This window comes from Neisseria sp. CP9, assembly GCF_047758525.1.
In the GTDB taxonomy this organism is placed as follows: domain Bacteria; phylum Pseudomonadota; class Gammaproteobacteria; order Burkholderiales; family Neisseriaceae; genus Neisseria.
On record NZ_CP180502.1, the window covers coordinates 1,939,446 to 1,966,109 of the forward strand.

Annotated in this window: 21 protein-coding genes; 13 read left to right on the forward strand and 8 right to left on the reverse strand. The window is 50.9% G+C overall.

Going from position 1 to position 26,664, the window contains the following annotated elements:
- Positions 1-126: 126 nt before the first annotated feature.
- Genes ACMYUL_RS09265 through nqrF form a run of 6 tightly spaced genes read left to right on the forward strand, consistent with a single transcriptional unit; the run spans position 127 to position 5,928 of the window.
- Positions 127-1,470: a Na(+)-translocating NADH-quinone reductase subunit A gene (locus ACMYUL_RS09265; RefSeq protein WP_415770146.1), complete on the forward strand. Its 1,344-nt coding sequence runs from the start codon at positions 127-129 to the stop codon at positions 1,468-1,470.
- Between the two features lie 2 nt (positions 1,471-1,472).
- Positions 1,473-2,705, forward strand: a complete 1,233-nt coding sequence (locus ACMYUL_RS09270) for an NADH:ubiquinone reductase (Na(+)-transporting) subunit B (RefSeq protein ID WP_342032241.1) — start codon at positions 1,473-1,475, stop codon at positions 2,703-2,705.
- Entirely contained in the window at positions 2,698-3,474 is a 777-nt protein-coding gene (locus ACMYUL_RS09275; RefSeq protein ID WP_009425722.1) for a Na(+)-translocating NADH-quinone reductase subunit C, read from the forward strand. Before ACMYUL_RS09270 ends, ACMYUL_RS09275 begins: the two co-directional genes overlap by 8 nt.
- Positions 3,474-4,100: an NADH:ubiquinone reductase (Na(+)-transporting) subunit D gene (locus ACMYUL_RS09280; protein WP_074896933.1), complete on the forward strand. Its 627-nt coding sequence runs from the start codon at positions 3,474-3,476 to the stop codon at positions 4,098-4,100. The genes ACMYUL_RS09275 and ACMYUL_RS09280 overlap by 1 nt, the downstream gene beginning before the upstream one ends.
- Positions 4,101-4,103: 3 nt before the next feature.
- Positions 4,104-4,697: an NADH:ubiquinone reductase (Na(+)-transporting) subunit E gene (gene nqrE / locus ACMYUL_RS09285; RefSeq protein ID WP_003741087.1), complete on the forward strand. Its 594-nt coding sequence runs from the start codon at positions 4,104-4,106 to the stop codon at positions 4,695-4,697.
- 13 nt (positions 4,698-4,710) lie between these two features.
- Positions 4,711-5,928 (forward strand): NADH:ubiquinone reductase (Na(+)-transporting) subunit F, encoded by a 1,218-nt coding sequence (gene nqrF / locus ACMYUL_RS09290; RefSeq protein ID WP_415770149.1) that lies wholly within the window; start codon positions 4,711-4,713, stop codon positions 5,926-5,928.
- Between the two features lie 477 nt (positions 5,929-6,405).
- On the opposite strand, the gene putA is transcribed toward nqrF, so the two are convergent.
- On the reverse strand, positions 6,406-10,011 hold the full coding sequence (gene putA, locus ACMYUL_RS09295) for a bifunctional proline dehydrogenase/L-glutamate gamma-semialdehyde dehydrogenase PutA (protein ID WP_415770151.1): 3,606 nt from the start codon (positions 10,009-10,011) through the stop codon (positions 6,406-6,408).
- A gap of 276 nt (positions 10,012-10,287) precedes the next feature.
- Complete coding sequence (putP, locus tag ACMYUL_RS09300) at positions 10,288-11,814, reverse strand: sodium/proline symporter PutP (RefSeq protein ID WP_415770153.1); 1,527 nt, start codon at positions 11,812-11,814, stop codon at positions 10,288-10,290.
- A 608-nt stretch (positions 11,815-12,422) separates the two neighbouring features.
- Between putP and ACMYUL_RS09305 the strand changes: the two genes are divergently transcribed.
- Complete coding sequence (locus ACMYUL_RS09305; protein WP_415770155.1) at positions 12,423-13,499, forward strand: TerC/Alx family metal homeostasis membrane protein; 1,077 nt, start codon at positions 12,423-12,425, stop codon at positions 13,497-13,499.
- A 106-nt stretch (positions 13,500-13,605) separates the two neighbouring features.
- Here ACMYUL_RS09305 and dacB read toward each other — a convergent pair whose 3' ends face one another.
- Positions 13,606-15,045: a D-alanyl-D-alanine carboxypeptidase/D-alanyl-D-alanine-endopeptidase gene (gene dacB, locus ACMYUL_RS09310; protein ID WP_070514553.1), complete on the reverse strand. Its 1,440-nt coding sequence runs from the start codon at positions 15,043-15,045 to the stop codon at positions 13,606-13,608.
- A gap of 165 nt (positions 15,046-15,210) precedes the next feature.
- Between dacB and gloA the strand changes: the two genes are divergently transcribed.
- Positions 15,211-15,618: a lactoylglutathione lyase gene (gene gloA, locus ACMYUL_RS09315; protein ID WP_003756006.1), complete on the forward strand. Its 408-nt coding sequence runs from the start codon at positions 15,211-15,213 to the stop codon at positions 15,616-15,618.
- Positions 15,619-15,702: 84 nt separating this feature from the next.
- Here the strand turns inward: gloA and ACMYUL_RS09320 are convergent, their stop codons facing one another.
- From ACMYUL_RS09320 to ACMYUL_RS09340, 5 genes are all read right to left on the reverse strand, one after another.
- Entirely contained in the window at positions 15,703-16,344 is a 642-nt protein-coding gene (locus ACMYUL_RS09320; protein WP_342031837.1) for a glutathione S-transferase family protein, read from the reverse strand.
- 84 nt (positions 16,345-16,428) lie between these two features.
- Positions 16,429-17,070 (reverse strand): glutathione S-transferase family protein, encoded by a 642-nt coding sequence (locus tag ACMYUL_RS09325; protein ID WP_070514558.1) that lies wholly within the window; start codon positions 17,068-17,070, stop codon positions 16,429-16,431.
- Between the two features lie 64 nt (positions 17,071-17,134).
- Positions 17,135-17,653, reverse strand: a complete 519-nt coding sequence (locus ACMYUL_RS09330) for a membrane integrity-associated transporter subunit PqiC (protein ID WP_415770159.1) — start codon at positions 17,651-17,653, stop codon at positions 17,135-17,137.
- Positions 17,653-19,314, reverse strand: coding sequence for an intermembrane transport protein PqiB (pqiB, locus tag ACMYUL_RS09335; RefSeq protein ID WP_415770160.1), 1,662 nt, complete (start codon positions 19,312-19,314; stop codon positions 17,653-17,655). Before pqiB ends, ACMYUL_RS09330 begins: the two co-directional genes overlap by 1 nt.
- On the reverse strand, positions 19,311-20,621 hold the full coding sequence (locus ACMYUL_RS09340; protein WP_415770162.1) for a PqiA/YebS family transporter subunit: 1,311 nt from the start codon (positions 20,619-20,621) through the stop codon (positions 19,311-19,313). Before ACMYUL_RS09340 ends, pqiB begins: the two co-directional genes overlap by 4 nt.
- 470 nt (positions 20,622-21,091) lie before the next feature.
- On the opposite strand from ACMYUL_RS09340, the gene ACMYUL_RS09345 reads away from it, so the two are divergent.
- From ACMYUL_RS09345 to thiD, 5 genes are all read left to right on the forward strand, one after another.
- Positions 21,092-21,715 carry a biliverdin-producing heme oxygenase gene (locus ACMYUL_RS09345; protein WP_415770164.1) on the forward strand — a complete coding sequence of 208 codons (624 nt, stop codon included), beginning with the start codon at positions 21,092-21,094 and terminating at the stop codon, positions 21,713-21,715.
- Between the two features lie 212 nt (positions 21,716-21,927).
- Positions 21,928-23,880 (forward strand): transferrin-binding protein-like solute binding protein, encoded by a 1,953-nt coding sequence (locus tag ACMYUL_RS09350; RefSeq protein WP_415770166.1) that lies wholly within the window; start codon positions 21,928-21,930, stop codon positions 23,878-23,880.
- A 295-nt stretch (positions 23,881-24,175) separates the two neighbouring features.
- Positions 24,176-24,925 carry a GNAT family N-acetyltransferase gene (locus ACMYUL_RS09355; protein WP_415770168.1) on the forward strand — a complete coding sequence of 250 codons (750 nt, stop codon included), beginning with the start codon at positions 24,176-24,178 and terminating at the stop codon, positions 24,923-24,925.
- 105 nt (positions 24,926-25,030) lie between these two features.
- The gene (locus tag ACMYUL_RS09360; RefSeq protein WP_415770170.1) at positions 25,031-25,780 is read left to right on the forward strand and encodes a lysophospholipid acyltransferase family protein; all 750 of its coding nucleotides are present in this window, start codon (positions 25,031-25,033) and stop codon (positions 25,778-25,780) included.
- A 76-nt stretch (positions 25,781-25,856) separates the two neighbouring features.
- Positions 25,857-26,663, forward strand: coding sequence for a bifunctional hydroxymethylpyrimidine kinase/phosphomethylpyrimidine kinase (gene thiD, locus ACMYUL_RS09365; protein ID WP_415770172.1), 807 nt, complete (start codon positions 25,857-25,859; stop codon positions 26,661-26,663).
- The last annotated feature ends 1 nt before the right edge of the window (position 26,664 follow it).

Genomic DNA, 26,664 nt, shown 5'->3' on the forward strand with positions numbered 1-26,664 from the left:
TAATTGTTGTTTTCCGTAAGTAAGGCTTTACTTTCAGACGACCTCCCCATGCTTTGCCATTTCAAACGTTGTCTGAAAAGTTGGAACATTTTATTCTGTTTAACTCATCACAAGTAATGCAAATCTATGATTAAAATCAAAAAAGGCCTAGACCTGCCCATCGCGGGCAGACCGGAGCAAGCCGTTTACGACGGTCCGGCCATTACCGAAGTCGCGTTGCTTGGCGAAGAATATGCCGGTATGCGCCCCTCGATGAAAGTCAAGGAAGGCGATTCCGTCAAAAAAGGCCAAGTGCTGTTTGAAGACAAGAAAAATCCGGGCGTGGTGTTTACTGCGCCGGCTTCCGGCAAAATCGCTGCGATTCACCGCGGCGAAAAGCGTGTGCTTCAGTCTGTCGTGATTGCCGTTGAAGGCGATGACGAAATCGAGTTCGAACGCTACGCGCCCGATGCGTTGGCAAACTTAAGCGGCGAAGAAGTGCGCCGCAATCTGATTCAATCCGGTTTGTGGACTGTGCTGCGTACCCGTCCGTTCAGCAAAATCCCTGCCGTCGATGCCGAGCCGTTCGCCATTTTCGTCAATGCGATGGACACCAATCCGCTGGCGGCAGACCCTGTGGTCGTGATCAAAGAAGCAGCCGAGGATTTCAGACGAGGTTTGCTGGTGTTGAGCCGTCTGACCGAACGTAAAATCCATGTTTGTAAAGCAGCCGGTGCGGACGTGCCGTCTGAAAACGCCGCCAACATTGAAACACACGAATTCGGCGGCCCGCATCCCGCTGGTTTGAGCGGCACGCACATTCATTTCATCGAGCCTGTCGGCGCGAATAAAACCGTGTGGACAATCAATTATCAAGACGTGATTGCCATCGGACGTTTGTTCGTAACAGGTCGTCTGAACGCCGAACGCGTGGTTGCCTTGGGTGGCCCGCAAGTCAACAAACCGCGCCTCTTGCGTACCGTTTTGGGTGCGAAGGTGTCGCAAATTACCGCCGGCGAATTGGTTGATGCGGACAACCGCGTGATTTCCGGTTCGGTATTGAACGGCGCGATTGCGCAAGGCGCGCATGATTATTTGGGACGCTACCACAATCAGATTTCCGTTATCGAAGAAGGCCGCAGCAAAGAGCTGTTCGGCTGGGTTGCGCCGCAGCCGGACAAATACTCGATTACGCGTACGACCCTCGGTCATTTCCTGAAAAACAAACTCTTCAAGTTCACGACAGCCGTCAACGGTGGCGACCGCGCCATGGTGCCGATTGGTACTTACGAGCGCGTAATGCCGCTAGACATCCTGCCTACCTTACTTTTGCGCGATTTAATCGTCGGCGATACCGACAGCGCTCAGGCTTTGGGTTGCTTGGAATTGGACGAAGAAGACCTCGCTTTGTGCAGCTTCGTCTGCCCGGGTAAATACGAATACGGCCCGCTGTTGCGCAAGGTGCTGGAAACCATTGAGAAGGAAGGCTGATTATGGGCTTGAAACATTTTCTGGAAAAAATCGAACCGCACTTCCTGCCAGGCGGCAAGCATGAAAAATGGTATGCCCTCTATGAAGCTGCGGCGACGATTTTCTACACATCCGGCGCGGTAACACGCAAAGCGGCACACGTCCGCGACGCGCTCGACTCCAAACGCATGATGATTTTGGTGTGGCTGGCTTTGTTCCCTGCCATGTTCTTCGGCATGTACAACGTCGGCGCGCAGGCATTCGGTGCCTTAACACCCGATTTGCTGCAACAAAATATCGCCAATGACTGGCATTACGCCCTTGCCAACGCTTTAGGCATCAATATGTCGTCTGAAGCCAGCCTGTTGGGCAAAATGCTGTTCGGCGCGATTTACTTCCTGCCGATTTACGCGACCGTATTTGCCGTCGGCGGTTTCTGGGAAGTCTTGTTCGCCACCGTGCGTAAACACGAAATCAACGAAGGTTTCTTCGTTACTTCGATTCTGTTTGCCTTAATCGTTCCGCCTACGCTGCCGCTGTGGCAGGCTGCCTTGGGTATTACCTTCGGCGTGGTGGTTGCGAAAGAGGTGTTCGGCGGCACGGGTAAAAACTTTATGAACCCTGCGTTAGCAGGCCGTGCCTTCTTGTTCTTCGCATATCCCGCTAATATTACCGGCGACACCGTTTGGACAGCGGTTGACGGCTATTCCGGCGCAACTGCGTTGGCGCAATGGGCGGCACACGGTTCGGAAGGTCTGAAAAATGCCGTTACCAATCAACCGATCACTTGGATGGATGCGTTTATCGGCAACTTGCCCGGTTCTATCGGCGAAGTATCCACTTTGGCACTTTTAATCGGCGGCGCGTTTATCGTGTTTGCCCGCATCGCTTCTTGGCGCATTATTGCCGGCGTGATGATCGGTATGATTGCGATGTCTTCGCTGTTTAATGTTATCGGTTCGGACACTAACCCGATGTTCAGCATGCCTTGGTACTGGCATCTGGTCGTCGGCGGCTTCGCCATCGGTATGCTGTTTATGGCGACCGACCCTGTTTCCGCTTCCTTTACCAATGTCGGCAAATGGTGGTACGGCGCTCTAATCGGCGTGATGTGCGTGTTAATCCGCGTGGTCAATCCGGCTTACCCCGAAGGCATGATGTTGGCGATTCTGTTTGCCAACCTGTTTGCCCCGATTTTCGACTATTTCGTCGCACAAGCGAACATCAAACGCAGAAAGGCGCGCAGCAATGGCTAAGAAATTCGATAAAGACAGCTTCAGCGGCACGCTGATTGTGGTGTTGGCGGTCAGCCTGATTTGCTCGGTCATCGTGGCGGGCGCGGTTGTCGGCTTGAAACCGGTGCAGGAAAAACAAAAGGTTCAGGACAAGCAAAGCTACATCCTGAGCGTTGCCGGTTTGCTCGATAAAAATACCGACATCAGCAAAACCTTTGCCGACCGCATCGAACAACGCGTGGTCGATTTGGCGACCGGCGAATATGTGAAAGACGCGCCGAAAGACTTCAGCGCGCGTGTTGCCGCCAAAGACCCTGCGCAAAGCATCCAAATCAAACCTGAAGACGATTTGGCAGGTATCAAAAGCCGCGCCAAATACACCGAAGTTTATTTGGTAAAAGGCGATGACGGCAAAGTCAGCCAAATCATCCTGCCTATGCACGGCAACGGTTTGTGGTCGGTCATGTACGGCTTCGTCGCCATCCAACCTGACGGCAACACCATTAACGGCATTACCTACTACGACCAAGGCGAAACTCCGGGCTTGGGCGGCGAAATCGGCAATCCGTTGTGGCAACAAAAATTCGTCGGCAAAAAACTCTTTGACGAACAAGGCAAACTTGCCCTGCACGTCGGCAAAGGCGCAGGTTCAGATAAAGAACACGGCGTAGATGCACTCTCCGGCGCATCGCTGACTTCCAAAGGCGTACAAGGCTCGTTCGACTACTGGTTCGGCGAAAACGGCTATATCCCCTACCTGAACAAATTGAAATCAGCAGGAGCACAATAATGGCTGATATGAAACGCTTGAAACATTTAATGTTTTCACCCTTTATCGACAATAACCCGATTGCCTTGCAGGTTTTGGGTATTTGTTCGGCGCTGGCGGTTACCACCAAACTTCAGACGGCCATCGTGATGGGTATTTCCGTCAGTTTGGTAACCGGTTTTTCCAGCTTCTTCATCTCGCTGGTGCGCAATTACATTCCAAACAGCATCCGCATTATCGTGCAGATGGCGATTGTCGCGTCGCTGGTTACGCTGGTTGACCAATTATTGCAGGCCTATGCCTACGAATTGTCCAAACAGCTCTCCGTATTCGTCGGCCTGATTATTACCAACTGTATCGTGATGGGTCGTGCCGAAGCCTTCGCCATGAAAGAGCCGCCGCTGGAAAGTTTGGTGGACGGTATCGGTAATGGCGCAGGTTACGGCATGATGCTGATTATCATCGCAACCATCCGTGAGCTTATCGGTTCAGGCAAACTCTTGGGCTACACCGTTTTCCAAACCGTGCAGGACGGTGGTTGGTATCAAACCAACGGCCTCTTCTTGCTGGCACCGAGCGCGTTCTTCATCATCGGCTTTTTGATTTGGGGTTTGCGCACATGGAAACCCGAACAGGCGGAGAAATAAGACATGGAACACTATTTAAGCCTTTTTGTGAAATCCGTCTTCATTGAAAACATGGCGCTGTCTTTCTTCTTGGGCATGTGTACTTTTCTGGCGGTATCGAAAAAAGTATCCACCGCATTCGGCTTGGGCGTTGCCGTTACCTTCGTACTCGGTCTGTCCGTCCCTGCCAACCAGCTCGTTTACTCGCTGCTCAAAGACGGCGCGATTGTTGAAGGCGTGGATTTGACCTTCCTGAAATTCATCACCTTTATCGGCGTGATTGCGGCTTTGGTGCAGATTTTGGAAATGTTCTTGGACAAATTCTTCCCCGCCCTTTATAACGCGCTGGGTATTTACCTGCCGCTGATTACCGTAAACTGCGCGATTTTCGGTGCCGTTTCGTTTATGGCGCAACGTGAATACAACTTCGGCGAATCCGTCGTGTACGGCTTCGGCGCAGGCTTGGGCTGGATGTTGGCGATTGTCGCTTTGGCGGGCATTACCGAAAAAATGAAATATTCGGACGCACCCAAAGGCCTCAAAGGACTGGGTATCACCTTCATCTCCGCCGGCCTGATGGCGATGGCGTTTATGTCGTTCTCCGGCATCCAGTTATAAGAAAGGATTCGGCATGGAAATTATTTTAGGTATCGTGATGTTCACCGTCATCGTCTTGGCTTTGGCACTGATGATTCTGTTTGCCAAATCCAAGCTGGTGAGCGAGGGCGACATCACCATCAAAGTCAATGATGAAAAAGAACTGACTATGCCCGCCGGCGGAAAACTGTTGGGCGCGCTTGCCAGCCAAGGCATCTTCGTACCCTCCGCCTGCGGTGGCGGCGGTTCGTGCGGACAATGCCGCGTTGTCGTGAAAAGCGGTGGTGGCGACATTCTGCCGACCGAGTTGTCCCACATCAGCAAACGCGAAGCACGCGAAGGCTGCCGTCTGTCTTGTCAGGTCAACGTCAAAACCGACATGGACATCGAAGTGCCGGAAGAAGTGTTCGGCGTGAAAAAATGGGAATGCACCGTCATCTCCAATGACAACAAAGCCACGTTCATTAAAGAACTCAAGCTCGCTATTCCCGAAGGCGAAGAAGTTCCCTTCCGAGCCGGCGGCTACATTCAAATCGAAGCCCCGCCGCACACCGTTGCCTACAAAGACTTCGACATTCCTAAGGAATATCACGAAGACTGGGATAAATACAATCTGTGGCAATACGTTTCCAAAGTGGACGAGCCGATTTTGCGCGCTTACTCCATGGCTTCATATCCAGAAGAAAAAGGCATCATCATGCTGAACGTGCGTATCGCGACACCGCCTCCGCGCGTACCCGATGTGCCTCCTGGACAAATGTCGTCTTACATCTGGTCGCTCAAACCCGGCGACAAAGTAACCATCTCCGGTCCGTTCGGCGAATTCTTCGCCAAAGACACCGATGCGGAAATGGTATTTATCGGCGGCGGCGCAGGTATGGCGCCGATGCGTTCCCACATTTTCGACCAGTTGAAACGTTTGAACTCCAAACGCAAAATCACTTTCTGGTACGGCGCACGTTCCAAACGCGAAATGTTCTATGTTGAAGACTTCGACCAACTCGCAGCGGAATTCCCGAACTTCACATGGCACGTCGCTTTGTCTGACCCACTGCCGGAAGACAACTGGGATGGCTACACAGGCTTCATCCACAACGTGGTTTACGAAAACCACCTGAAAAACCACGAAGCACCCGAAGACTGCGAATTCTATATGTGCGGCCCTCCGATCATGAACCAATCCGTCATCAAAATGCTCAAAGACTTGGGCGTAGAAGATGAAAACATCCTCTTGGATGACTTCGGCGGTTAATATTCGGCTTCAAATACAAAAGGAAGAAACTTCAGTTTCTTCCTTTTTTGTGGCTGAGACCTTTGCAAAAATAGTCTGTTAACGAAATTTGACGCATAAAAATGCGCCAAAAAATTTTCAATTGCCTAAAACCTTCCTAATATTGAGCAAAAAGTAGGAAAAATCAGAAAAGTTTTGCATTTTGAAAATGAGATTGAGCATAAAATTTTAGTAACCTATGTTATTGCAAAGGTCTCTGGATGTGAATTGAAATAGAAGCTGGGGATTTTGTTGCCATTAAGTATTATGGGGGTGGCGGTTTCCCCATTGTGCCCACTATATATTTCAGTCTCCTGCTTCATTGCCGAATACATTGGACTTGAGAGGATGGCTCTTTTATCAAAATAGAAAAAGGTCGTCTGAAAACGGACTTAGCGGGTTTCGCTAACGTTTTCAGACGACTTTTGTTTCAAACGCTCTTGCGTTTATTCAATCCTTTTAGTCGGCAACTGCCATCAGGCTGGCGTTCCCGCCGGCGGCTGTGGTGTTGACGCTGCAAGAGATTTCTTCAAACACTTGCAGGATGTCCAAGCCTTGTTCGGACGGGAGGATGCGGATGAGTGCGCCGTCGCGGTTTGCCAGCTCTTGCTTGCGGCTGCTGTCCAGCGGGCTTAGGGCAGCGACGTGGTGCACGCCTGTGCTTTCAGGTTTGCTGTTGACTTGCAGCAGGCCTTCGAGGTCGGCGGTGTAGGAGGCAAGCGGGCTGTCGGGTTCGACGACGGTTACGATGCCTGCGGCGGCAAGTTCGGTCAGGGCGCAGAAGGCTTGCAGGAGGCTGCCGCCGTGTACCCAGACGCGTTTGGGCGCGCGCCAGCTCATGGCGTTGCGTTCGCCGGTCGGACCGACCAAGACGGATTCTGCTTGGCGCAGGGTGCGGATGCGGGCGTGTCCCAATGCCGATGCCGCTGATTTTTTCTCTTCTGCATTAAACGGCAGCTTGTGAATCAGGGCTTCGAGGCGTTTGAGCGCGGCTTCGTCCGCTTGTCCGATGCGGCTCAGCGGTGGGGCAACCCATTCAGGGATGCGGGTCAGTTTTTGCAGGTAGAACGAACCGCCTGCTTTCGGACCTGTACCGGACATACCGTGTCCGCCGAACGGTTGTACGCCGACGACGGCGCCGACGATGTTGCGGTTGACGTAAACGTTGCCCGCTTCGATGCGTTCGCGGATGCGTTTGACCGTGCCTTCGATTCGGCTGTGTACGCCGCTGGTGAGCGCGTAGCCTTTGCTGTTGATTTGGTCGATGATTTGGTCAAGCTCGTCAGCGCGGTAGCGGACAACGTGCAGCACGGGACCGAAGACTTCGCGGGTGAGTTCGTTCAAGTTGTTGAGTTCGAACAAAATCGGCAGCACGAAGGTGGATTTCGCAGGGTCAACATCGGAGGCGGCTTTGACTTCGTGGTAAGACTTGGCAACGCCTTTCATTTTGTTGATATGCGATTGCAGGTTTTGCTGTGCTTCGGCATCGATGACGGGACCTACGTCGGTGGTGAGCTGAACGGGTTTGCCGACGACCAATTCGTCCATCGCGCCTTTGATGATGGCGAGCATCTTGTCGGCGACATCTTCTTGGACGCACAGGATACGCAGGGCAGAGCAGCGTTGTCCGGCGCTGTCGAAGGCGGAGTTGAGTACATCCAAGCAAACCTGTTCGGGCAGCGCGGTGGAATCGACAATCATGGCGTTTTGACCGCCGGTTTCGGCAATCAAGACGGGGCTGTCGTCGCGTTTGGCAAGGGCTTTGTTAATCAGTTGTGCCACTTCGGTCGAACCGGTGAAAATTACGCCGCCAATACGCGGGTCGCCTGTCAGCGCTGCGCCGACATCGCCTGCGCCGAGGACAAGTTGCAAGGCGGAAGTCGGGATGCCTGCTTCGTGCATCAGGGAAACGGCATAGCTGGCAATCAGGCTGGTTTGTTCGGCAGGTTTGGCGATGACGGTGTTGCCGGCTGCCAATGCGGAAACGACTTCGCCGGTAAAGATGGCGAGCGGGAAGTTCCACGGGCTGATGGCGACGATGGCACCGACGGCTTTGGCATCTTTGGGCAGGGTGTTTTCAGCTTCGTTTGCGTAGTAGCGGCAGAAATCGACGGCTTCGCGCACTTCGGCGACGGCGTTGTTCAGCGTTTTACCCGCTTCGCGCACGGCAAGCATCATCAGTGCGGGGGTGTGTTGTTCCAGCAAGTCGGCGAAACGGCGCAAGCAATTAGCGCGCTCGGCGGCTGGCGTCGCGCTCCATTCAGGAAACGCGGCAACGGCTGCACCAATCGCTTCTTGGGCAAGCGCGGCATCGGCAAAGCTGACTGTGCCGACGATGTCGTCGTGGTCGGCGGGGTTTTTAATCGGTTGCGCTTCGCCGACATCGCGGGCTTTGCCGTTGATAATGGATGCGGCATGGAAGTCTTGCGCGGCGGCGCGGTTGAGTTTTTCTTGAAGCTGTTGCAACACGGTTTCGTTGCTGAAATCGACGCCTTGAGAGTTCAGACGACCCCTGCCGTACAAATCGCGCGGCAGCGGCAAGGCGTTGTGCAGGTGGATGCCTTGTTCAGCGATGGTGTCGAACGGGCTGCGGATCAGCGTGTCGATGCTGATGTTTTCATCGACGATTTGGTTGACGAACGACGAGTTCGCGCCGTTTTCCAACAGGCGGCGCACCAAATAGGCGAGCAGGGTTTCGTGCGTACCGACCGGGGCGTACACGCGCACGCGGCGGCCTAAGTTTTGCGGGCCGACCACTTGGTCGTACAAGGTTTCGCCCATGCCGTGCAGGCATTGGTGTTCAAAGTCTTTGCCTTTGCCCATTTGGTAAATCGCGCCCAAAGTGTAGGCGTTGTGGGTGGCGAATTGCGGGAACACGGCGTCTTGCGCGTCCAGCAGTTTGCGCGCGCAGGCGAGGTAGGAGATGTCGGTATGGACTTTGCGGGTGTAAGTCGGATAGCCGTCCAGGCCGTCCACTTGCGCCCATTTGATTTCGCTGTCCCAGTACGCGCCTTTAACGAGGCGGATCATCAGTTTTTGATTGTTGCGGCGGGCAAGGTCAATCAGATAGTCAATGACGAAGGGGCAGCGTTTTTGATATGCCTGAACGACAAAGCCGATGCCTTTGTAACCGGCTAAATCGGGGTCGGAAACGAGTGCTTCCATCAAATCCAAAGACAGCTCCAAACGGTTGGCTTCTTCGGCGTCGATGTTGATACCGATATCGTATTTTTTACCCAAAAGGAACAGCTCTTTCAGACGAGGTAGGAGTTCGCTCATCACGCGTTCGTGTTGGGCGCGGGAATAGCGCGGATGGATGGCGGAAAGTTTGACGGAAATGCCGTTGCCTTCGTAAACGCCTTGTCCGGCAGCATCTTTGCCGATGGCGTGAATGGCTTGAACGTAGTCGTTGTAATAGCGGTCGGCATCTTCTTGGGTGTAGGCGGCTTCGCCCAACATATCGAAGGAGAAGCGGTAGCCCATTTTTTCGCGCTCTTTGCCGTTTTGCAGCGCTTCTTCAATGGTTTGTCCAGTAACAAACTGCTTGCCCAACAGGCGCATGGCGTAGTTCACGCCTTGGCGGATCAGGGGCGCGCCGCCTTTGCTGACGAGGCGGTTCAGAGCCGAACCCATCTGCTTGTCGCTCGGCGCGGTCAGTTTGCCGGTAATCAGCAAGCCCCATGCGGCGGCGTTGACGAACAGGGACGGGCTGTTGTTCAAATGGCTTTTCCAGTTGCCTTCGGAAATTTTGTCGGCAATCAGGCGGTCGCGTGTCGCATTGTCGGGAATGCGCAGCAAAGCTTCCGCCAGACACATCAGCGCAATGCCTTCTTCGCTGGAGAGCGAAAACTCGTGCATCAGCGCATCCACCCCGCTGGCTTTGGTGCGGCTGGCACGAACCTGCGTAACCAAACGGCGCGCGAGTTCGGACGCCGCCCGACGCTCCTCATCGCTCATCTGGGCGCGTTGCAGCATATCCTGAACGGCTTCGATTTCGTCGCGGCGGTAAGCATCGGTAATCGCTTGGCGCAGTGGCGTTTGTGTCGGAAAAGCAAAGTCAAACATTTTAAGGTTCTCCAAAGTTTTTATGATGATTTTCAGACGACCCCATCCCTTTTCGAGGTCGTCTGAAAAGATTTAAAGCATATAGATAATATCTTAATAAATTTATAAGGGTCGGACAAGCAATTTATCTCAAAAACAGGATTTTTTGCTTTGATAAAAAGCAGATAAAGTCCAAAGAGTGCATTATCCGCATGAGCATCAATATAAAAATAAAACCTGCCTTCCCGTATAAAAATTCAGACGACCTACGGTCAACGGCAGGTCGTCTGAAAACACTTATTTCGCCTCGCGGTATTCTGTGTCCGCTTTTTCAAAACGTTCTTGGATTTCACGAGACGGCTCTTTGTCGGTCAGTGAAACCAGAACAGCGATAATCAAGCAGGCGATGAAGCCGGGGACGATTTCGTACATAGTCCAAATACCGGTTTCATGTGCAGCCAAAGCAGGTTTTTTGACCCACTCCACCCACGCCACCACAGTCAGCGCGCCGGCAATCATGCCCGACAAAGCGCCGTATGCCGTAATGCGTTTCCACAATACCGACAGAATCACAATCGGACCGAACGCCGCGCCGAAACCTGCCCACGCATAAGACACCAAGCCCAAAACTTTGCTCTTAGGGTCGGACGCAATCAGAATCGAGATAATGGCAATCGCCAATACCATCAGACGACCAATCCACACCAATTCTGACTGCGGCGCATTTTTGCGCAAAAAGCCTTTGTAGAAGTCTTCCGTAATCGCGCTGGAGCAAACCAAAAGCTGGCAAGACAAAGTGGACATGACCGCCGCCAAAATCGCGCTCAAAATAATGCCTGCAATCCAAGGGTTGAACAATAAAGTAGAAAGCGCGATGAAGATACGTTCGTGGTTGCCGTGCATGGAAGCGGTTTGGTCAGGATTGGCACCAAAATACGCAATGCCGAAATAACCGACCGCTACTGCGCCTGCCAGACACAACACCATCCAAGTCATACCGATGCGGCGTGCGGACACCAGCGATTTCGCGCTCTCAGCCGCCATAAAGCGCGCCAAAATGTGCGGCTGACCGAAATAGCCTAAGCCCCATGCGGCAGTGGAAATAATGCCGATGACGGTCGTACCAGCAAGCAGGCTGTTATATTCCTTGCCTGTACTTGCGGCAACGCTTTGAATTGCGGCAGACATTTGTTCTGCACCGCCCAGACCCAGATACACCATTACCGGCGTCAAAATCAGCGCAAAAATCATCAAAGAAGCTTGCAGCGTATCCGTCCAACTGACCGCCAAGAATCCGCCCAAGAAGGTATAGGCAATGGTTGCACCCGCACCTAGCCACATCGCCTGATTGTAAGTCATGCCTTCAAACAAGCTTTGGAACAAAGTTGCACCCGCCACAATGCCCGAAGCACAATAAATCGTGAAGAAAAACAAGATAATCAGCGCGGAAACCACTTTCATCAAGTGTCCGCCCGCGCCGAAGCGGTGGAAGAAATAATCCGGCAGCGTCAGCGCATTATTGGCATATTCAGTATGCACGCGCAGACGGCCCGCCACCAAAAGCCAGTTGAAATACGCGCCGACGACCAAACCGATGGCAATCCAAGCCTCATTCAGACCGCTCAAATAAATCGCGCCGGGCAGACCCATCAAAAGCCAGCCCGACATATCGGACGCGCCCGCCGACATCGCCGTAACAAACGGGCCCAAGCTTCGGCCGCCCAAAATATAATCATCGAAATTGCGCGTGGAGAAATACGCGGCCAGACCAATCAAGAGAACAGCAACCAGATAGATTGCAAAAGTGATATACATGGGATTCATGTACTATTCCTCATCTAAAACTTCAAAATCACGGGCTGATGAAATTGCAGGCAATCCACGCCCAAACATTTTTCTAATTAAAATACAGCGGAAATTTCTATTTTTTTGTGGCTTATTGAAAATAAATTATTTATTAATTCAAATGGATATGTAATTAAGACATATGAAATTGTAAATAATCTGTTCGAGCATACCTGAAAACAGAAGGCTTGCAAAGCTTGTGATGACCGTTGCTCGCCGGTTTTACTCAAATATTTTTCAAACCATATTAAAAACATTAGTTTACAAATTATCTTGAAAATATTGCATTTAAATAGGCTTGAAACTATCTTTCTGAAACGTTTGGAAGCAGTCGCAGATTGCATGTAGTCAGACAACAATTTGAATAGATGGGATATGGTTTGGTAGTCGGGGATGCAAGGCAAAAGGTCGTCTGAAAATTTCAGACGACCTCTTGGCAAACTGTTGGGTATGGATAAAGAGCGGAATCGCTTTTATCTTGGCTCTTGAGAATATTACATTATCTTTATTGGATTTCTCTATATTATTCCGCGTTGTTTCACTATACTTACGCTTTATTTTGATAACTTTGATAACAAAGGCTTTTTATGAACCATTTGGGTTTCCCCATTGAAACCGTCGCCGTTTTCGTGATTTTGTCTGTGGGTGCGATTGCCATCGATTTATTCGCCCATAGGGACAACAAACCGATGTCGCTGAAAAGTGCCGCGATATGGTCGCTGTTTTGGGTATTGATATCGATTTTGTTCGGCACATTTTTATGGGTTCATCACGGCAGTGAAGCCGCCAGCCTGTTCTTTACCGGCTATGCTTTGGAAAAAGTATTGTCCGTAGATAATCTGTTTTTAATGATGGCGGTTTTTGCTTGGTTTAAAGTGCCTGAAGGCCTGCGCCACCGCGTTTTATACTGGGGGATTATCGGTGCGATTATTTTCCGCATGATTTTTGTCGCCATCGGCGCCGGACTGTTGGCATTGGGACCGATTGTGGAGGTGGTTTTCGCCGTCATTGTCGGCTATACCGCCGTTATGATGCTGCGTCGGGATGAAGAGGAGGGCGAAGAAGATGCCGATTATTCCGAACATTTGGCATATCGTGCAGTCCATCGCTTTTTCCCTGTGTTTCCCCGTCTTTACGGCAGCCATTTTTTCTTAAAAGGCGAGGAGTTGAAAAAAGCGCATGAGCAATATCCCGAGGTGCGGCTTGAGCTGGCGGGTGAAGACCTCAAGCATCCTGAAAATAACCATCCTCAGAAAATGCGTAAAGGGCAGTTGGTCGCAACGCCGCTGTTTTTATGTTTGGCAGTGATTGAGTTGTCGGACGTGATGTTCGCGTTTGACAGCGTACCTGCGGTGATTGCCGTATCTAAAGAACCGTTGATTGTTTACAGTGCCATGATGTTTGCCATTTTGGGCTTGCGTACGCTTTATTTCGTATTGGAAGCATTGAAAGGCTATTTGGTTCATTTGGAAAAAGCAGTGGTCGTGTTGCTGTTTTTCATCGCTGCCAAGCTGGGATTGTCGGCTAGCAATCATATGTTCCATCACGGATGGGACATTTCGCCCAATACGTCTTTGCTGGTTGTATTGGTTGTGCTGACCTGCGGGGTTGCCGCTTCCTTCATTTTCCCTGATAAGAAAAATAAAGGTAAAGCTGATTCGTGACCCGCTTCGTTCAGTAAAACGGAACAGTAGGATTTGCGACCTCTGAAAAACACTTCAGGCAGCCGGAAAGTCATTTCTCCGGCTGCCTGAAGTGTTTTGATGCTTTTTAAGCTTCCATCCGTTCTGCGCACTTCATTTTCGCATCAATCCAAGCGTCACCGCCGGGCTGTACGATTTTTGAAACCAGTTTATCCAAATCATTTAGATAGTTGGTTGCATTCGGGCTGTTAATCACCACCACCACGATCATGGGTTTGTCTCCCAGCCAATATCCGGCGAGGGCGCGTACATCTTTGAGCGTGCCCGTTTTCAGGCGCAGGGCAGGGCCTGCCTGTTTGAGGCGGTATTTCAGCGTACCGTCTTTGCCGGCAATGGGTAAGGTATCGATGAAGTCTTGTTTGAACGGGCTGAAATAGGCTTTTTCCAGCATTTGCGCCAACATATTGGCGCTGACACGTTCACGGCGGGATAGGCCCGAACCGTTTTCCAAGACCAAGTTTTCCGTATTCACGCCCGCGGTAGCCAATTCACGCTTTACGGCTGAAGAGGCTTGCTGCAAGGCGGAGTTGCCGGAATGCTCGCCTCCCAATTTCAGGAATACGGAGCGCGCAATCAGATTATTCGAATATTTGTTCATGTCCGTCAAAATGGCAGACATGGGTTTGGATTGGTGTACCGCCAGCGTTTTGGCATGAGGCGGCACGGATGCTGCCCTGATGCCGTCGGTAATTTCTCCGCCTGAGTAACGCCATTGGTTGATAAAGCTCTTTTGTACAAATTCACGCATGTTCAACATGTTGACGTACATTTCATTGCCCAAACACGATTCCGGAACTTTGCCGGAAACATGCAATACGCCGCCTTTGTAGTTTGCGCGCATATGGTTTTGCAAGGCTTTGCAGGATGCGTTTGATGGTGTGACGTTGATTTTGTTGTCGATTTTAATGTCGGGGAGGGGCGGGTTGGTCACAAGATCCACACCGCCCATGTCATTGCGTTCCGGTTTGACCGATACGACTTTGTAAGCCAGCATATGCGGGTCGGGCGGCGTCATAAATAGAGAGCCGACATCGGATTCGAAATCGCTCGGATTTTGAATATCTCCCCATAAATGGCGGTCGAGTACCAAGCCGCCGGTGATTTTGCGTATGCCTTTATCGCGCAATTGCTGCTGCATCCCGACCAAGCCTTCTTGGTCGAAAACAGGGTCTCCGCTGCCGACCCAGTAAATATCGCCTTGCAAGGTATCGCCTTGAATCGTGCCGTCGCTTTTAAATTGGGTTGTCCAGCGGTAATCGCCGCCCAAGGCTTTAAATGCGGCAAACGCTGTAACCAGCTTCATGGTTGATGCGGGGTTGACCGGCACATTCGAACGGTGGTCGACTAAGACGTTTCCACTGTCCAATTCTTGAACATACACGGAAATTTCGTCTTGAGGGATGCGGCCGAAATCGATGGCAAATGCCGGCAAAGAGAGGATGGACAGCCATAAAAGAGCGGCTGTTTGTCTTAACTTCATGATAGTTCTGAAAAACACATAAAGCATAATTATAAAGCAAGGTCGTCTGAAAAACGAGGATGGCTGCCTGACGGATGAAAAAGTTGTTTCTTATGGATAAAATGTGTCGCTATTTCGTTCCGTGCAGACAATCGGCGCTTAGGGCGAACTATGATAAAATCTGTTTTTAAAACAATATAAAAGGAATACATTATGCGACTGCTCCATACGATGTTGCGCGTTGGCAACCTCGAAAAATCTTTGGACTTCTATCAAAATGTTTTAGGCATGTCTTTGCTGCGCCGCCATGATTATCCCGAAGGACGTTTTACTTTGGCGTTTGTCGGTTATGGTAATGAAGCCGAAAATACTGTACTGGAATTGACGCACAACTGGGATACGGAAAGCTACGATATCGGCAATGCTTACGGTCATATCGCAGTGGAAGTGGATGATGCGTATGAGGCTTGCGAACGGGTCAGACAAAAAGGCGGCAAAGTCGTGCGCGAGGCAGGACCGATGATGCACGGCACGACCGTTATTGCTTTTGTGGAAGATCCTGACGGTTATAAAATTGAATTTATCCAAAAAAACAGCGGCAATGATTCGGTAAAATACTGATTTTCCAATCGTCTGATAAAAGGTCGTCTGAAAACCCTTCTCAATCGGGTTTTCAGACGACCTTTTTATTTTAATAGCCTTAATTTATTCCGCAGGCGGCATTTGGGCAACGGTTTCCTGCGCCCATGCCATGGTTTTGGCAAAGGCGGGGCGGGCGAGATGTTTGGCGGCGTAGCGTTGCAATACATCGGTTTCATCGGCAGGCAATACTTTAAAGTTTTGCGTTAAGAGCAGAATCAGCCCGGAATAGTACAAATCCAGCGCGGTAAAGCTGTTGCCGATAATGTAGTCGCGGTTTTTCAAGTATTCGCGCAAGGTGTTCCATGCGGTATCAAAATCGCCGTAACCGATTTGGCGGCGGCGCTCGGGCGTATCGACAGGCAGGTTGTGCAATTTGTTGAAGGCCGCGTATTCGAGGTGCAGAGACAGGCACATCCAGCGGTAGTATTCGCCGCGTTCCAACGTGTCTGCGGCAGGGATGAGGTGTTTGTCGGGGAACTGTTCTGCTAAAAAGGTAATGATGGCAAGTGATTCGGTCAATACGGTATCGCCGAATTTGAGCGCGGGAACCCGCCCTTGGGGATTGATGGCAAGATATTCGGCGGACTGAATCTGTGCGCCGAATTGGATGGGGACGACGGTGTATTCCGCGCCGCATTCTTTCAGCATCCATACGACGTATGTGCCGCGTGAAAAGGGATGGGTGTAGAGCGTGATGTTTTGCATGTCTTTTCCTTTTGCGTTGTGAATGTTTTTGGCGAAACCTGCACAGTAGGTTTCAGACGACCTTTTGGTTCTAATAATCTTGATTTATGCCACTGGCGGCATTTGGGCGGCGGTTTCCAGCATCCATGCCGTGGTTTCGGCGAAAGCGGGGCGGGCGAGATGTTTGGCGGCGTAGCGTTGCAATACGTCGGTTTCATCGGCGGGCAGCACTTTCCAATTTTGCGTTAAGTGCAGAATCAGAGCGGAGCAGTACAAATCCATCGCGGTAAAGCTGTTACCGACGATATAGTCGCGGTTTTTCAAGTGTTCGCGCAATGTGTTCCATGCGGTATCAAAATCGCCGTAACCGATTTGGCGGCGGCATTCGGGCGTATCGACAGGCAGGTTGTGCAGTTTGTTGAAGGCTGCGTATTCGAGGTGCATCAATATGCACATCCAGCGGTAGTATTCGCCGCGCTCCAACGTACCTGCGGCGGGGATGAGGTGTTTGTCGGGGAACTGTTCCGCCAAAAAGGTAATGATGGCGGTCGATTCGGTCAGTACGGCATCACCGAATTTGAGCGCGGGGACTTGCCCTTGGGGATTGATGGCGAGATATTCGGCGGATTTCATTTGCGTGCCGAACTGGACGGGTACGACGGTGTATTCCGCGCCGCATTCTTTCAGCATCCATACGACGTATCTGCCGCGTGAAAAGGGATGGGTATAGAGCGTGATGTTGTGCATGTTTCTTCCTTTTGCACGATGAATGGTTTTGGCGAAACCCACAGTGGGTTTTCAGACGACCTCATCAATAGGCGATGCTTTTTGCCGCTTCGTTCAAACCGTTTTCCAAAGATTCCAGCATGGCGGTATAGCCGTCGCCTTGTTGCGGGGTGGTAACGTCAAACGGTTTGTTGCGTCCGTCCGGCCACAGGGCATAGCCGCTAACGGTAGTCTGCCCTTGATAGCTGCCTTGGAAGGCTTCAATATAGATTTTAAGGGTTTGGCTGCTTTGGCTGCGCGAGGCGGGAACGAAAGTATGGCGCGGATTGAGGCGGTTGAGTTTGTTGCTGAGGTTTGCCGCCAGCGCACCGTCGAGCGGTGCCGCCCAAAGGTGGTTTTTCGCCAAATTCACGTGATACGCGTCGGTTTGATAAACGAGGCCGCCGCTGGCAAGCGGTTCGGCAAGGTTCACTTTAACCGCGATTTCGCTGCCTTGCGCCGTCGGCCGGATGTATTGGCTGTCGGGCAGGACGAAATATTGCGGGCTTTGCGCGGTGCCGCAGGCGGCAAGCGTCAGGGCGGCGGCAATCGGGAAGAGGCGCATTATCGGCTTCCTTTCGGGATGGGGTCTTTGCTGCTGCTGTTGAAAATCAGCGCGTTGGGTTTTTCTTTCAAAGTATTAATGACGGGCTGTACGTCTCTGAGGGTTTTGTCCAAACTTTGCAGGGTATTTTGCACGTCGCTGTAGATGGGCGATTGCGGCGATACACCTTGCAGGGTCTGGCGCAATTCTTTCAGGGTTTGGTTCAGCTCGTTGGGAATGTTTTGCGTTTGCGGTTTGCTGACCAGTTTGTCGATGGAGCTCAGGGCGGCATTGGCAGATTTGAGGGTGGATTTGAGCTCGGCAAGCGAGCCGTTCAAGCCTGCAACGGTTTTATCCAACGGCAGGTTGTTGAATTTCTCTAACAAATCCGCCACTTTTGCCTGCAAATCGTCCAAACCGCCGCCTTGTGTGGCAATAACGGTATCGCCTGCGTAAACGGTGTGCGGTCGCAGCTTGGGGGAAGACGAAGGCTGATCGTTCAATTCAATCATTTTGCTGCCGGTCAGCAGGTTGTTGCTGGAAATAGTGGCGGTCAGACCTTTGCCCAAAGCCGCTTGGAATTGTTGTTTCCAATGCTCTTTGCTTTGTTCGTCGGCATTGATTTCCATGCGCGACGGCTCAATGCGGATGCGCACGGGAATCCAGCCGTTTTCAAACAAATGCAGGCTGTCGTTGCGGTCGAAATAGGGAACATCGGAAACCACACCTACATTAAGCCCTTTATATTCGACGGGCGAACCGGCGGTCAGACCGCGCACGGACTGTTTGAAAAACGCGGTGTAATACAACGAACGGTTATCGGGCAGGTTTGCCACTTCGCTGCGGCTGTCGTAAAGCGTAAAACTGTCTTCGCTTTTCACATTTTTGCTGTTTTTGTTTTTCGGAGAATCAAACGAAATCGCGCCGGAAAGCAACGCGGGTAGGGGAGCGGAATTGAGTTTCACGCCGCTGCCTGTGGTTTCGATATTGATGCCGCTCTCCAGCCAGAAGCGGCTTTCCGAATTAATCAGTTTGTCGTTCGGGCTTTGGATGAAGATGGTGTAATGCACGGTTTGGTCGGCAGGCTCGAAATGCGCGCTTTCTACCTGTCCGACCATAAAGTTTTCATAAAGCACGGGGCTGCTGACGTTGAGGATTTTGTCGTTTTGACCGACCAGCTTCAGGCGCAGGCCGCTTTGTCCGATGGCTGCAATCGGCGGAATGTCCTGAACTTCAAATACGTCTTTCGTTTCATTGCTTTTGCCGGGCGTAAACGCGATATACGAACCAGACAGGAGCGTGCTCAAACCGGTTACGCCGCTTTGGTCGATACGGGGCTTGACCACCCAAAACTGCGTATCGCTGCGGATGAGGTCTTTCGCATCGGCGTTAAGTTGGGCGGTGACTTCCACGCCTTTTTGATCGTCGCGCAGCTTGATGCGGGTAACGTGTCCGACATCGACGTTCAGCACTTTAATTACCGTGTTGTTGACTTCAATGCCTTCCGCGCTGTCCATCAAAAGCGTGACGACCGGACCTCGGTTGCGGATATCTTTCACCAGCAGCCAGCCGCCTGCAATCAGCGCAATCAGCGGAATCAGCCACACGATGGACGTGAAGACGTTGGTTTTTTTGACACGCGCGGGTGCGCGATGTGTTTGAGAAGAATCGTGTTTTTTCATTGTTTCTGGTTATCGTCGGAATCGGGGTCGTCTGAAAGCTGCTGCTGCCTGTCCCAAATCAGGCGGGGGTCGAAATAATAGGCAGACAGCATGGTCAATACCACCACCAGGCAGAAATAAACCGCCGCCCCGCCGGGGACGACGCGTGCCATGTTGGTGTGGAACGAACTCATCAAAATAATAATCACAAAAATATCAATCATCGACCAGCGGCCGATGGATTCGGTAATCCGATAAAGCACCGACATTTTAGGCGCGCTCATCGGCGGTTTGAAATAAGCAGACGCAATCAAAACCGCCATCGCGATAATCTTCAATACCGGCACCAAAATACTCGCGCTGAAAATAATCACCGCAATCAGCCTGTCGCCGTCGTTCCACATATACACAATGCCGTTGAAAATCGTATTGACTTCCAGCGCGGTAGGGTTCGACGAAATCATAATCGGCAGAATATTTGCAGGGAAATACAGGATAAACGCCGCAATCAAAAACGCCAGCGAAATGCTCAGGCTTTTCTGGCGGCGGCGGTATAAATCCGCACCACAAACCTCACAAGGCTGCTCGTCTTTATCGCGGAAATACAGGCAGCGGCTGCAACAGGTTTTGTCGTCGGATGCCGTTTGCACCGCATCCCCACCCATCAGTCTGTGGATTTTATAATAAACCCAATGCTGCGGAATCGAGACTGAAGTCCGAATCAGCATGACTGACAGCGCAAACATCAAATAAAACGCCGAGCCGAATTCTACCGCCGCCACGGACGAGAGCTTGATATACGCCACCAAAGTGGAAATAAAAAACACATCCACCATAATCGCATGGCGCAGCCTGACCAAAACCCGCGTCGCAAACCGCAGCGCAGGATACGCCCGCTCGCGCACCAGCGCCGTATAAACATAGAGGCAAAGCAGTAAAAACAATACCGGCGCGCCAAAAGTCAGGACGAACATCACTTCCGCCAGAAAGCCGTAATCCTGATAAATCAAAAGCCGCATCATTTCCGGCAGCGACAGGACGGATGTTACGCCGAAGAGTTGCACGCGGATATAAACCATGCTGTACGCAAACGCCATCAAAATCAGCGAAGTGGTCGCGTAAGCCAGCGGTGCAACATAAGGATTGTTTTCCACCTCGACCACTTCATGATTGCACACCGGACAATGCGCCTCCTGCCCCTGCCGCAGGCGCGGAATATCCATGCGGTTGCCGCAGTCCGGGCAATCCACCGTATGCGCCGGCAGCGATGCGTCGGGCAGGTAGGATTTATAACGCCACCAGCGCGTATAGCTAGGAATCGGTTTCATGGAGGAGGGAAGAGGTCAAAGAGGCAGGTATTATAAAGGAAAACATAGGGATAGCCCAAATTGCTTACATATGAGGGAGATAGTGTCTGGAAAACGAATTATGACTATATAAATAGTATTGTTTGTAATCAAATTGAGGTCGTCTGAAACGCTTTCAGACGACCTTTTGTCATATTTGTTGCAAATATGTAGAAACAACAGGTTTATGTAAATAATAGCAAGTTAAATTCTTGCTAATGTAATAGAAATGATATATATTCCTAAATTGTTTTATAATATGACAATCTTCGTTTGTTCGTCTGTACGAGTCAATGTCGAAGTATCTTAATCTCTATTTCCAAACACAGATTTTTCATCAGTTAATTTTTTATTGATTCAGGGCGGTCTTCATTTGAGGTCGTCTGAAAAACCGCTGAGCGGGTTTCATCAAAACATTCATTGAATTTTGTAGATTATCAAAGGATATTCACATGAGCGAAACACAAGAGCTGACTTTTGCCAAACGTCTGAAAGAGCAAACCACCACCGTTCACGACAGCGTGGACAACTTGGTGATGTCTGTCGAGCCGTTTACCAACAAAGAGAACTACATCAAATTTTTGAAACTGCAATCCGTGTTCCACAAAGCGGTCGATCATATCTATAAAGACCCCGAGTTGAACAAAGCCATTCCTGAGCTGGAATATATGGCGCGTTATGATGCGGTAACGCAAGACCTGGCGGATTTGGGCGACAAACCCTACGAATACGGCAAACCGCTGCCGCATGAAACCGGCAACAAAGCCATCGGTTGGCTGTATTGCGCCGAAGGTTCCAATTTGGGCGCAGCATTTTTGTTTAAACACGCGCAAAAGCTGGATTACAACGGAGAACACGGCGCGCGCCACCTCGCCCCTCATCCGAACGGCCGCGGCAAACATTGGCGTGCTTTTGTCGAGCATTTGAATACTTTGGGTTTAAGCCCCGAAGCCGAAGCCGAGGCGATTCAGGGCGCAAAAGATGCGTTTGCGTTCTACAAAGTTGTTCTGCGTGAAACCTTCGGCCTGCCTGAAGGTGCGGAAGCTCCGGAAGGCTTTGTTCCACACCGTCATTAATGGTTTGACGATATAAGTAGAGGTCGTCTGAAACACATCTGTATACGCGGATTCATAAATTCTGTTTTCAGACGACCTTCATGCTGATGTAAGTTTACTACCGTTTGGTTATCCGCATTTGCGGTATATTTTAATTGGTTTGTTGTAAATAATTATCAAATATTTTATCATCATCATTCCAAAATACCATTATCACATTCAGGAGTTTTACCATGAAGGAATCATTTAAATTAAGTATGTTGGCGATTGCTTGCAGCATCGCATTGAGTGCATGCGGCTCAAGCGGTGGTGGTACGCCGTCTGCACAGCCTGCACCGACCCCGCAACAGCCGGGCAATAATTCTGGCTCGGGCGGAGGAGGTGATTCAAAACAAACTGAAGACGCTAAGAAAGCCGAAGAAGCTAAGAAAGCTGAAGAAGCCAAGAAAGCTGAAGAAGCCAAGAAAGCCGAAGAAGCCAAGAAAGCTGAAGAAGCCAGGAAAGCCGAAGAAGCCAAGAAAGCTGAAGAAGCCAAGAAAGCTGAAGAAGCCAAAAAAGCTGAAGAAGCCAAAAAAGCTGAAGAAGCCAAGAAAGCTGAAGAAGCCAAGAAAGCCAATGAGGCCAATTCAGGTCAAGGTTTTGGCGGCGAAGGCAAAGTAATGGGTAAAGCTTTGGATGGCGGTGTCTTGGTAGCGAAAAAACGTGAAACCGGCGATTTGGAATATGCCAAAACCGAAGCCCCGATTGCATCGGATAAAAACAGCGTCGTACTTGATGGTGTCGCCATTAATACCAAAGACGTTAAAGCAGGTGAGTTCACGTTGGGCGAAAGAAGTACGAACGGCGGTAAAGCCGATGCAGCACAATATGCGATACACAGCGGCGACCTGCTGCCTGATGTTCGTTATGGCGGTGTTGCCGATGTAACCAATCTGCGTGATTTCAAACAAGCTTTATTTGTACAAGGTGCGCCGTCTGGTAGCGAAACCGTTGCCGCTCTAAAGGGTGAAGCTACTTATAAAGGTATCGGTTTGCATTTTGCAAACGGATTGCCGGTCAATACCAGCTTGTTAAACGAGCTTCCTGATACAAGCTCTGCATCTAAATTGGAAAACCTGTATCCTGCCGCCAGAGCAACTGATGTTACCGCAAAAGTCAATTTCGACCAAAAAACCATCAATGTCGGCATCAACCGCTATTCCGATCAAACGGTTGGCGGTGGTAGCGGTGGCAATAGGATTGCAGGTGTCGTCAAATCCAATGCGCGCGATATGGCGGAAAATTTGTCTTTCAATGGCGATTTGCACGGCAACACCTTCTCCAACAAGCAAGGTACGATGCAAGGCGGATTCTTTGGCGCGAAGGCAGACCAACTTGCCGGTACATATAGTGCGGCAGGCAAAAACCAACGTGATGAAGATGTAGTGGCGCGCGGTGTGTTCGGTGCAAAACGCCAAGAGACAGCAGCTCAAGCAGGCGGACAGCCTGATGCGCCGGTTGCCAAACCTGATGCGCCTGTAACTCAGCCTAAAGTTGATGCCGCTGCAGCCGAATTGAAAAAAGGCGAAACAGGCGAGCAATACTTCTTATCGAATATCGCGGACTTGACCAAAGTCATTATCAACGGTACGGCAATCGCTTTGGCACCTGTTACCAACAAGCTCCATCAAACTGAATTGGGCTCAGACTATAAGTCGTTTGTTGCTTCAGGCAATTTGAGCAACGTTGTCTTCGGTGCGGCAAAACTTGCCGATAATGCTTACTCCTTGTTTGTTCAGGGTGAAATGAGTGCCTCTTTGCCGTCCGGTACAGCCAAATACGCCGGCGATGTGTTGAATTTCCGTGCCCGCAACTTGGATGATAAGGAAAACTGGGTGGGTGCCGGCAACACCTATCGTACCACCGGTTCATTTACCGCCGATGTTGATTTTGATGCAAAAACCATCGCAGGTAAAATCAATAGTGGCGATAACCGATATATGGGTGAACAAGCCTTTACAGCAGGTATTTCAGGCAGCAGCTTTAACGGCAAGTGGAATTCCGGTGTCGAAGGTTCTATATCCGGCGGATTCTATGGCGACAAAGCAGCCGAAATGGCGGGGCGTTACAGTTACAATAAGACACCAGGCAACAACGGTTCTTTGAGTGACAATGCCTTTGGTGTATTTGGCGGTAAAAAACAATAACCGTCTGTTTAAGCTGAAAACAAACCGCCTGAAAGGGCGGTTTGTTTTTGATCAGATAGAATTTTCAGATGACCTGAAACTTTTAGAGTAAGTTTGGAGAAAAAGGGATGCAGGATGTTTTCAAAACAAGGGAGAGGTCGTCTGAAAACAGCCATACCCATTCTGTTGTAAAAAATTCTTTCTGCATAGACATTTCATCCCTAATTTGCTTCACTTGTCCGAACTCAATATAAATTCCGTCCTATATCCGCTATAATCGCAAATCGATTATCCAATGTATAAGACAGGAAAATTCATGTCCCAAAGCCGTTTCAACCAAACCGGCCCCAAAATCGGTCTGAGCGTGCGCCTTGCGGAAACGCAGGCGGAAATTGAAGCAGCACAACGCTTGCGTTATCAGGTATTTGCCCAAGAACTGGGGGCGGAAATCGAAAGCGAAGACGGTCGCGATGTCGATCCTTACGACGAACATTGCCACCACCTTTTGGCTTTTGACGACGCAACCGGAGACGTCATCGGCTGCTACCGCCTGATTACCGAAGAAACCGCCAAAAAAGTCGGCGGCTGGTATAGTGAACACGAATTTGACTTGTCCCCTTTGAAAGACATCTTGCCGCAAACCGTCGAACTCGGCCGCGCCTGCACCCACCCCGACTACCGCAACGGCGGTTTGGTCATGCTTTTGTGGTCGGGTTTGGTCAAATTCATGAAAGATGAAAACCTGCGCTTTATGATAGGCTGCGGCAGCATTGATATGCACGACGGCGGCAGCGATGCGGCAGGTCTGTATCATGCCCTGAAATCCAAATACCTCGCGCCTGAAAAATGGTGCGTCAAACCGCTCAATCCGCTCAAGTGGGACGAAATCACCCCGTCGGACAAACCGGATGTTCCGCCGCTGATTAAAGGTTACCTCAACGCAGGCGCATGGTTTTGCGGCGAGCCTTGTGTCGATGAAGCGTTCAACTGCGCCGACGTGCTTATCATGATGGACATTACCCGTCTGGCAGATCGTTACCTTCAGCGTTTTGCCCCCAGACTATAAAGACTAAAAGGTCGTCTGAAAACCTTTTCAGACGACCTCAACTATTGTGAAATCAACGATTTTTAGCAATTCCACCCTATACCAATATACACACACCACAACCTTATGATTGCCAAACTGCGTTTTACCTTCCGCCTGCTCTGTATCGGCATCTGCCTGCTTTACGGTATGGCGGAAATGTTCTTCCTGTTTCCCTTTTACAGCAAACGGCGCAAATTGCGTGCCATCCAAATTTGGTCGCTGCGCGTCCTCGCTTCATGCGGCATGAAGCTGGAAACCTTCGGTACGTTGCCTCAGGAAGGGCAGGCACAGTTGTTAATCAGCAACCATATCTCTTGGTTGGACATCATGGCGGTCAACGGCGCATTCCCGGGCAGATTTGTGGCTAAAGACGATGTTGCCAAATGGCCGGTGGTTGGCTATCTCGCCACACAGGCGCAAACCGTGTACGTTTCACGCAATAAAGGCACTAAAGGCAATACCGCCAAAATCGCTACCGTAACCGAAGCCCTCAAAAACGGCGATACCGTGACTATTTTTCCTGAAGGGACGAGTACGGAAGGTTATGAAATCCTCCCGTTCAAACCCAGCTTTTTCCAAACTGCCTACGATGCAGGTGTTCCCATTATTCCCATGCTCTGCCGCTACCCCAATCCTGACGGCACCAGTCCGAACCTTCAGGCGGCTTATGTGGACGATACCAGCCTGTGGCAATCCATCTGCATGATTATCAGCCAGCCTTCCAGCAAGGTGGAGCTGCATTTTCTGGAGCCGGTTCCTGCCAAAGAAGACCGCTACGAAACGGCGCTGGAAATACACGGCATCTTGAGCCGAGAATTAAAAAAATTGGGCTGACAGGTCCAAACAAACGAAAATAACTTCAAACCGCTATCCGAACCGTTTCATCAAACCAAACAATAGGAGAAGCCAAATGGAAGAAACATTCGTCCAAACGCTGACCATCGCCGGCTCGGATTCCGGCGGCGGGGCGGGGATACAGGCGGATTTGAAGACGTTTCAGATGCGCGGCGTGTTCGGCACCAGTGTGCTGACTGCCGTGACCGCGCAAAATACGCTCGGCGTATCGGCGGTGCATCTGGTTCCAACCGACATCATCACTGCTCAAATCGAAGCCGTCCGCACCGATTTTGAAATCCGCGCCTATAAAATCGGGATGCTGGGTACGGTTCAAGTGATTGAATGTGTTGCCGAAAATCTGAAAAAATGCCGTTTCGGCAAGCGCGTCCTCGATCCGGTGATGATTGCTAAAGGTGGCGCACCGCTGTTGCAGGATTCCGCCGTCGAAGCGATGAAACGCCTGCTTCTGCCCGATACGGACATTCTGACGCCGAACCTGCCCGAAGCGGAAGCCTTGACGGGCGTGCGCATTGAAAGCCGCCAAGATGCGGAACGCGCCGCCAAAATCCTGCAAGATTGCGGCGTGAAAAACGTGGTGATTAAAGGCGGGCATTTGGGCGACAGCCGCAGCGAATACTGCACCGACTGGCTGTTTACGCCGGATGAAGTGTTTGAATTTACCGACCGCCGCTTCCCGACGGCGCATACGCACGGTACGGGCTGTACGTTCTCCGCCTGTATCGCCGCCGAGCTGGCAAAAGGTTTCGAAACACTCGAAGCCGTGCAAACCGCCAAAAAATACATTACCGAAGCGATTCGCAACCCTTTGAACATTGGAGCGGGACACGGTCCGGTCAATCATTGGGCGTATCGGGATTGAA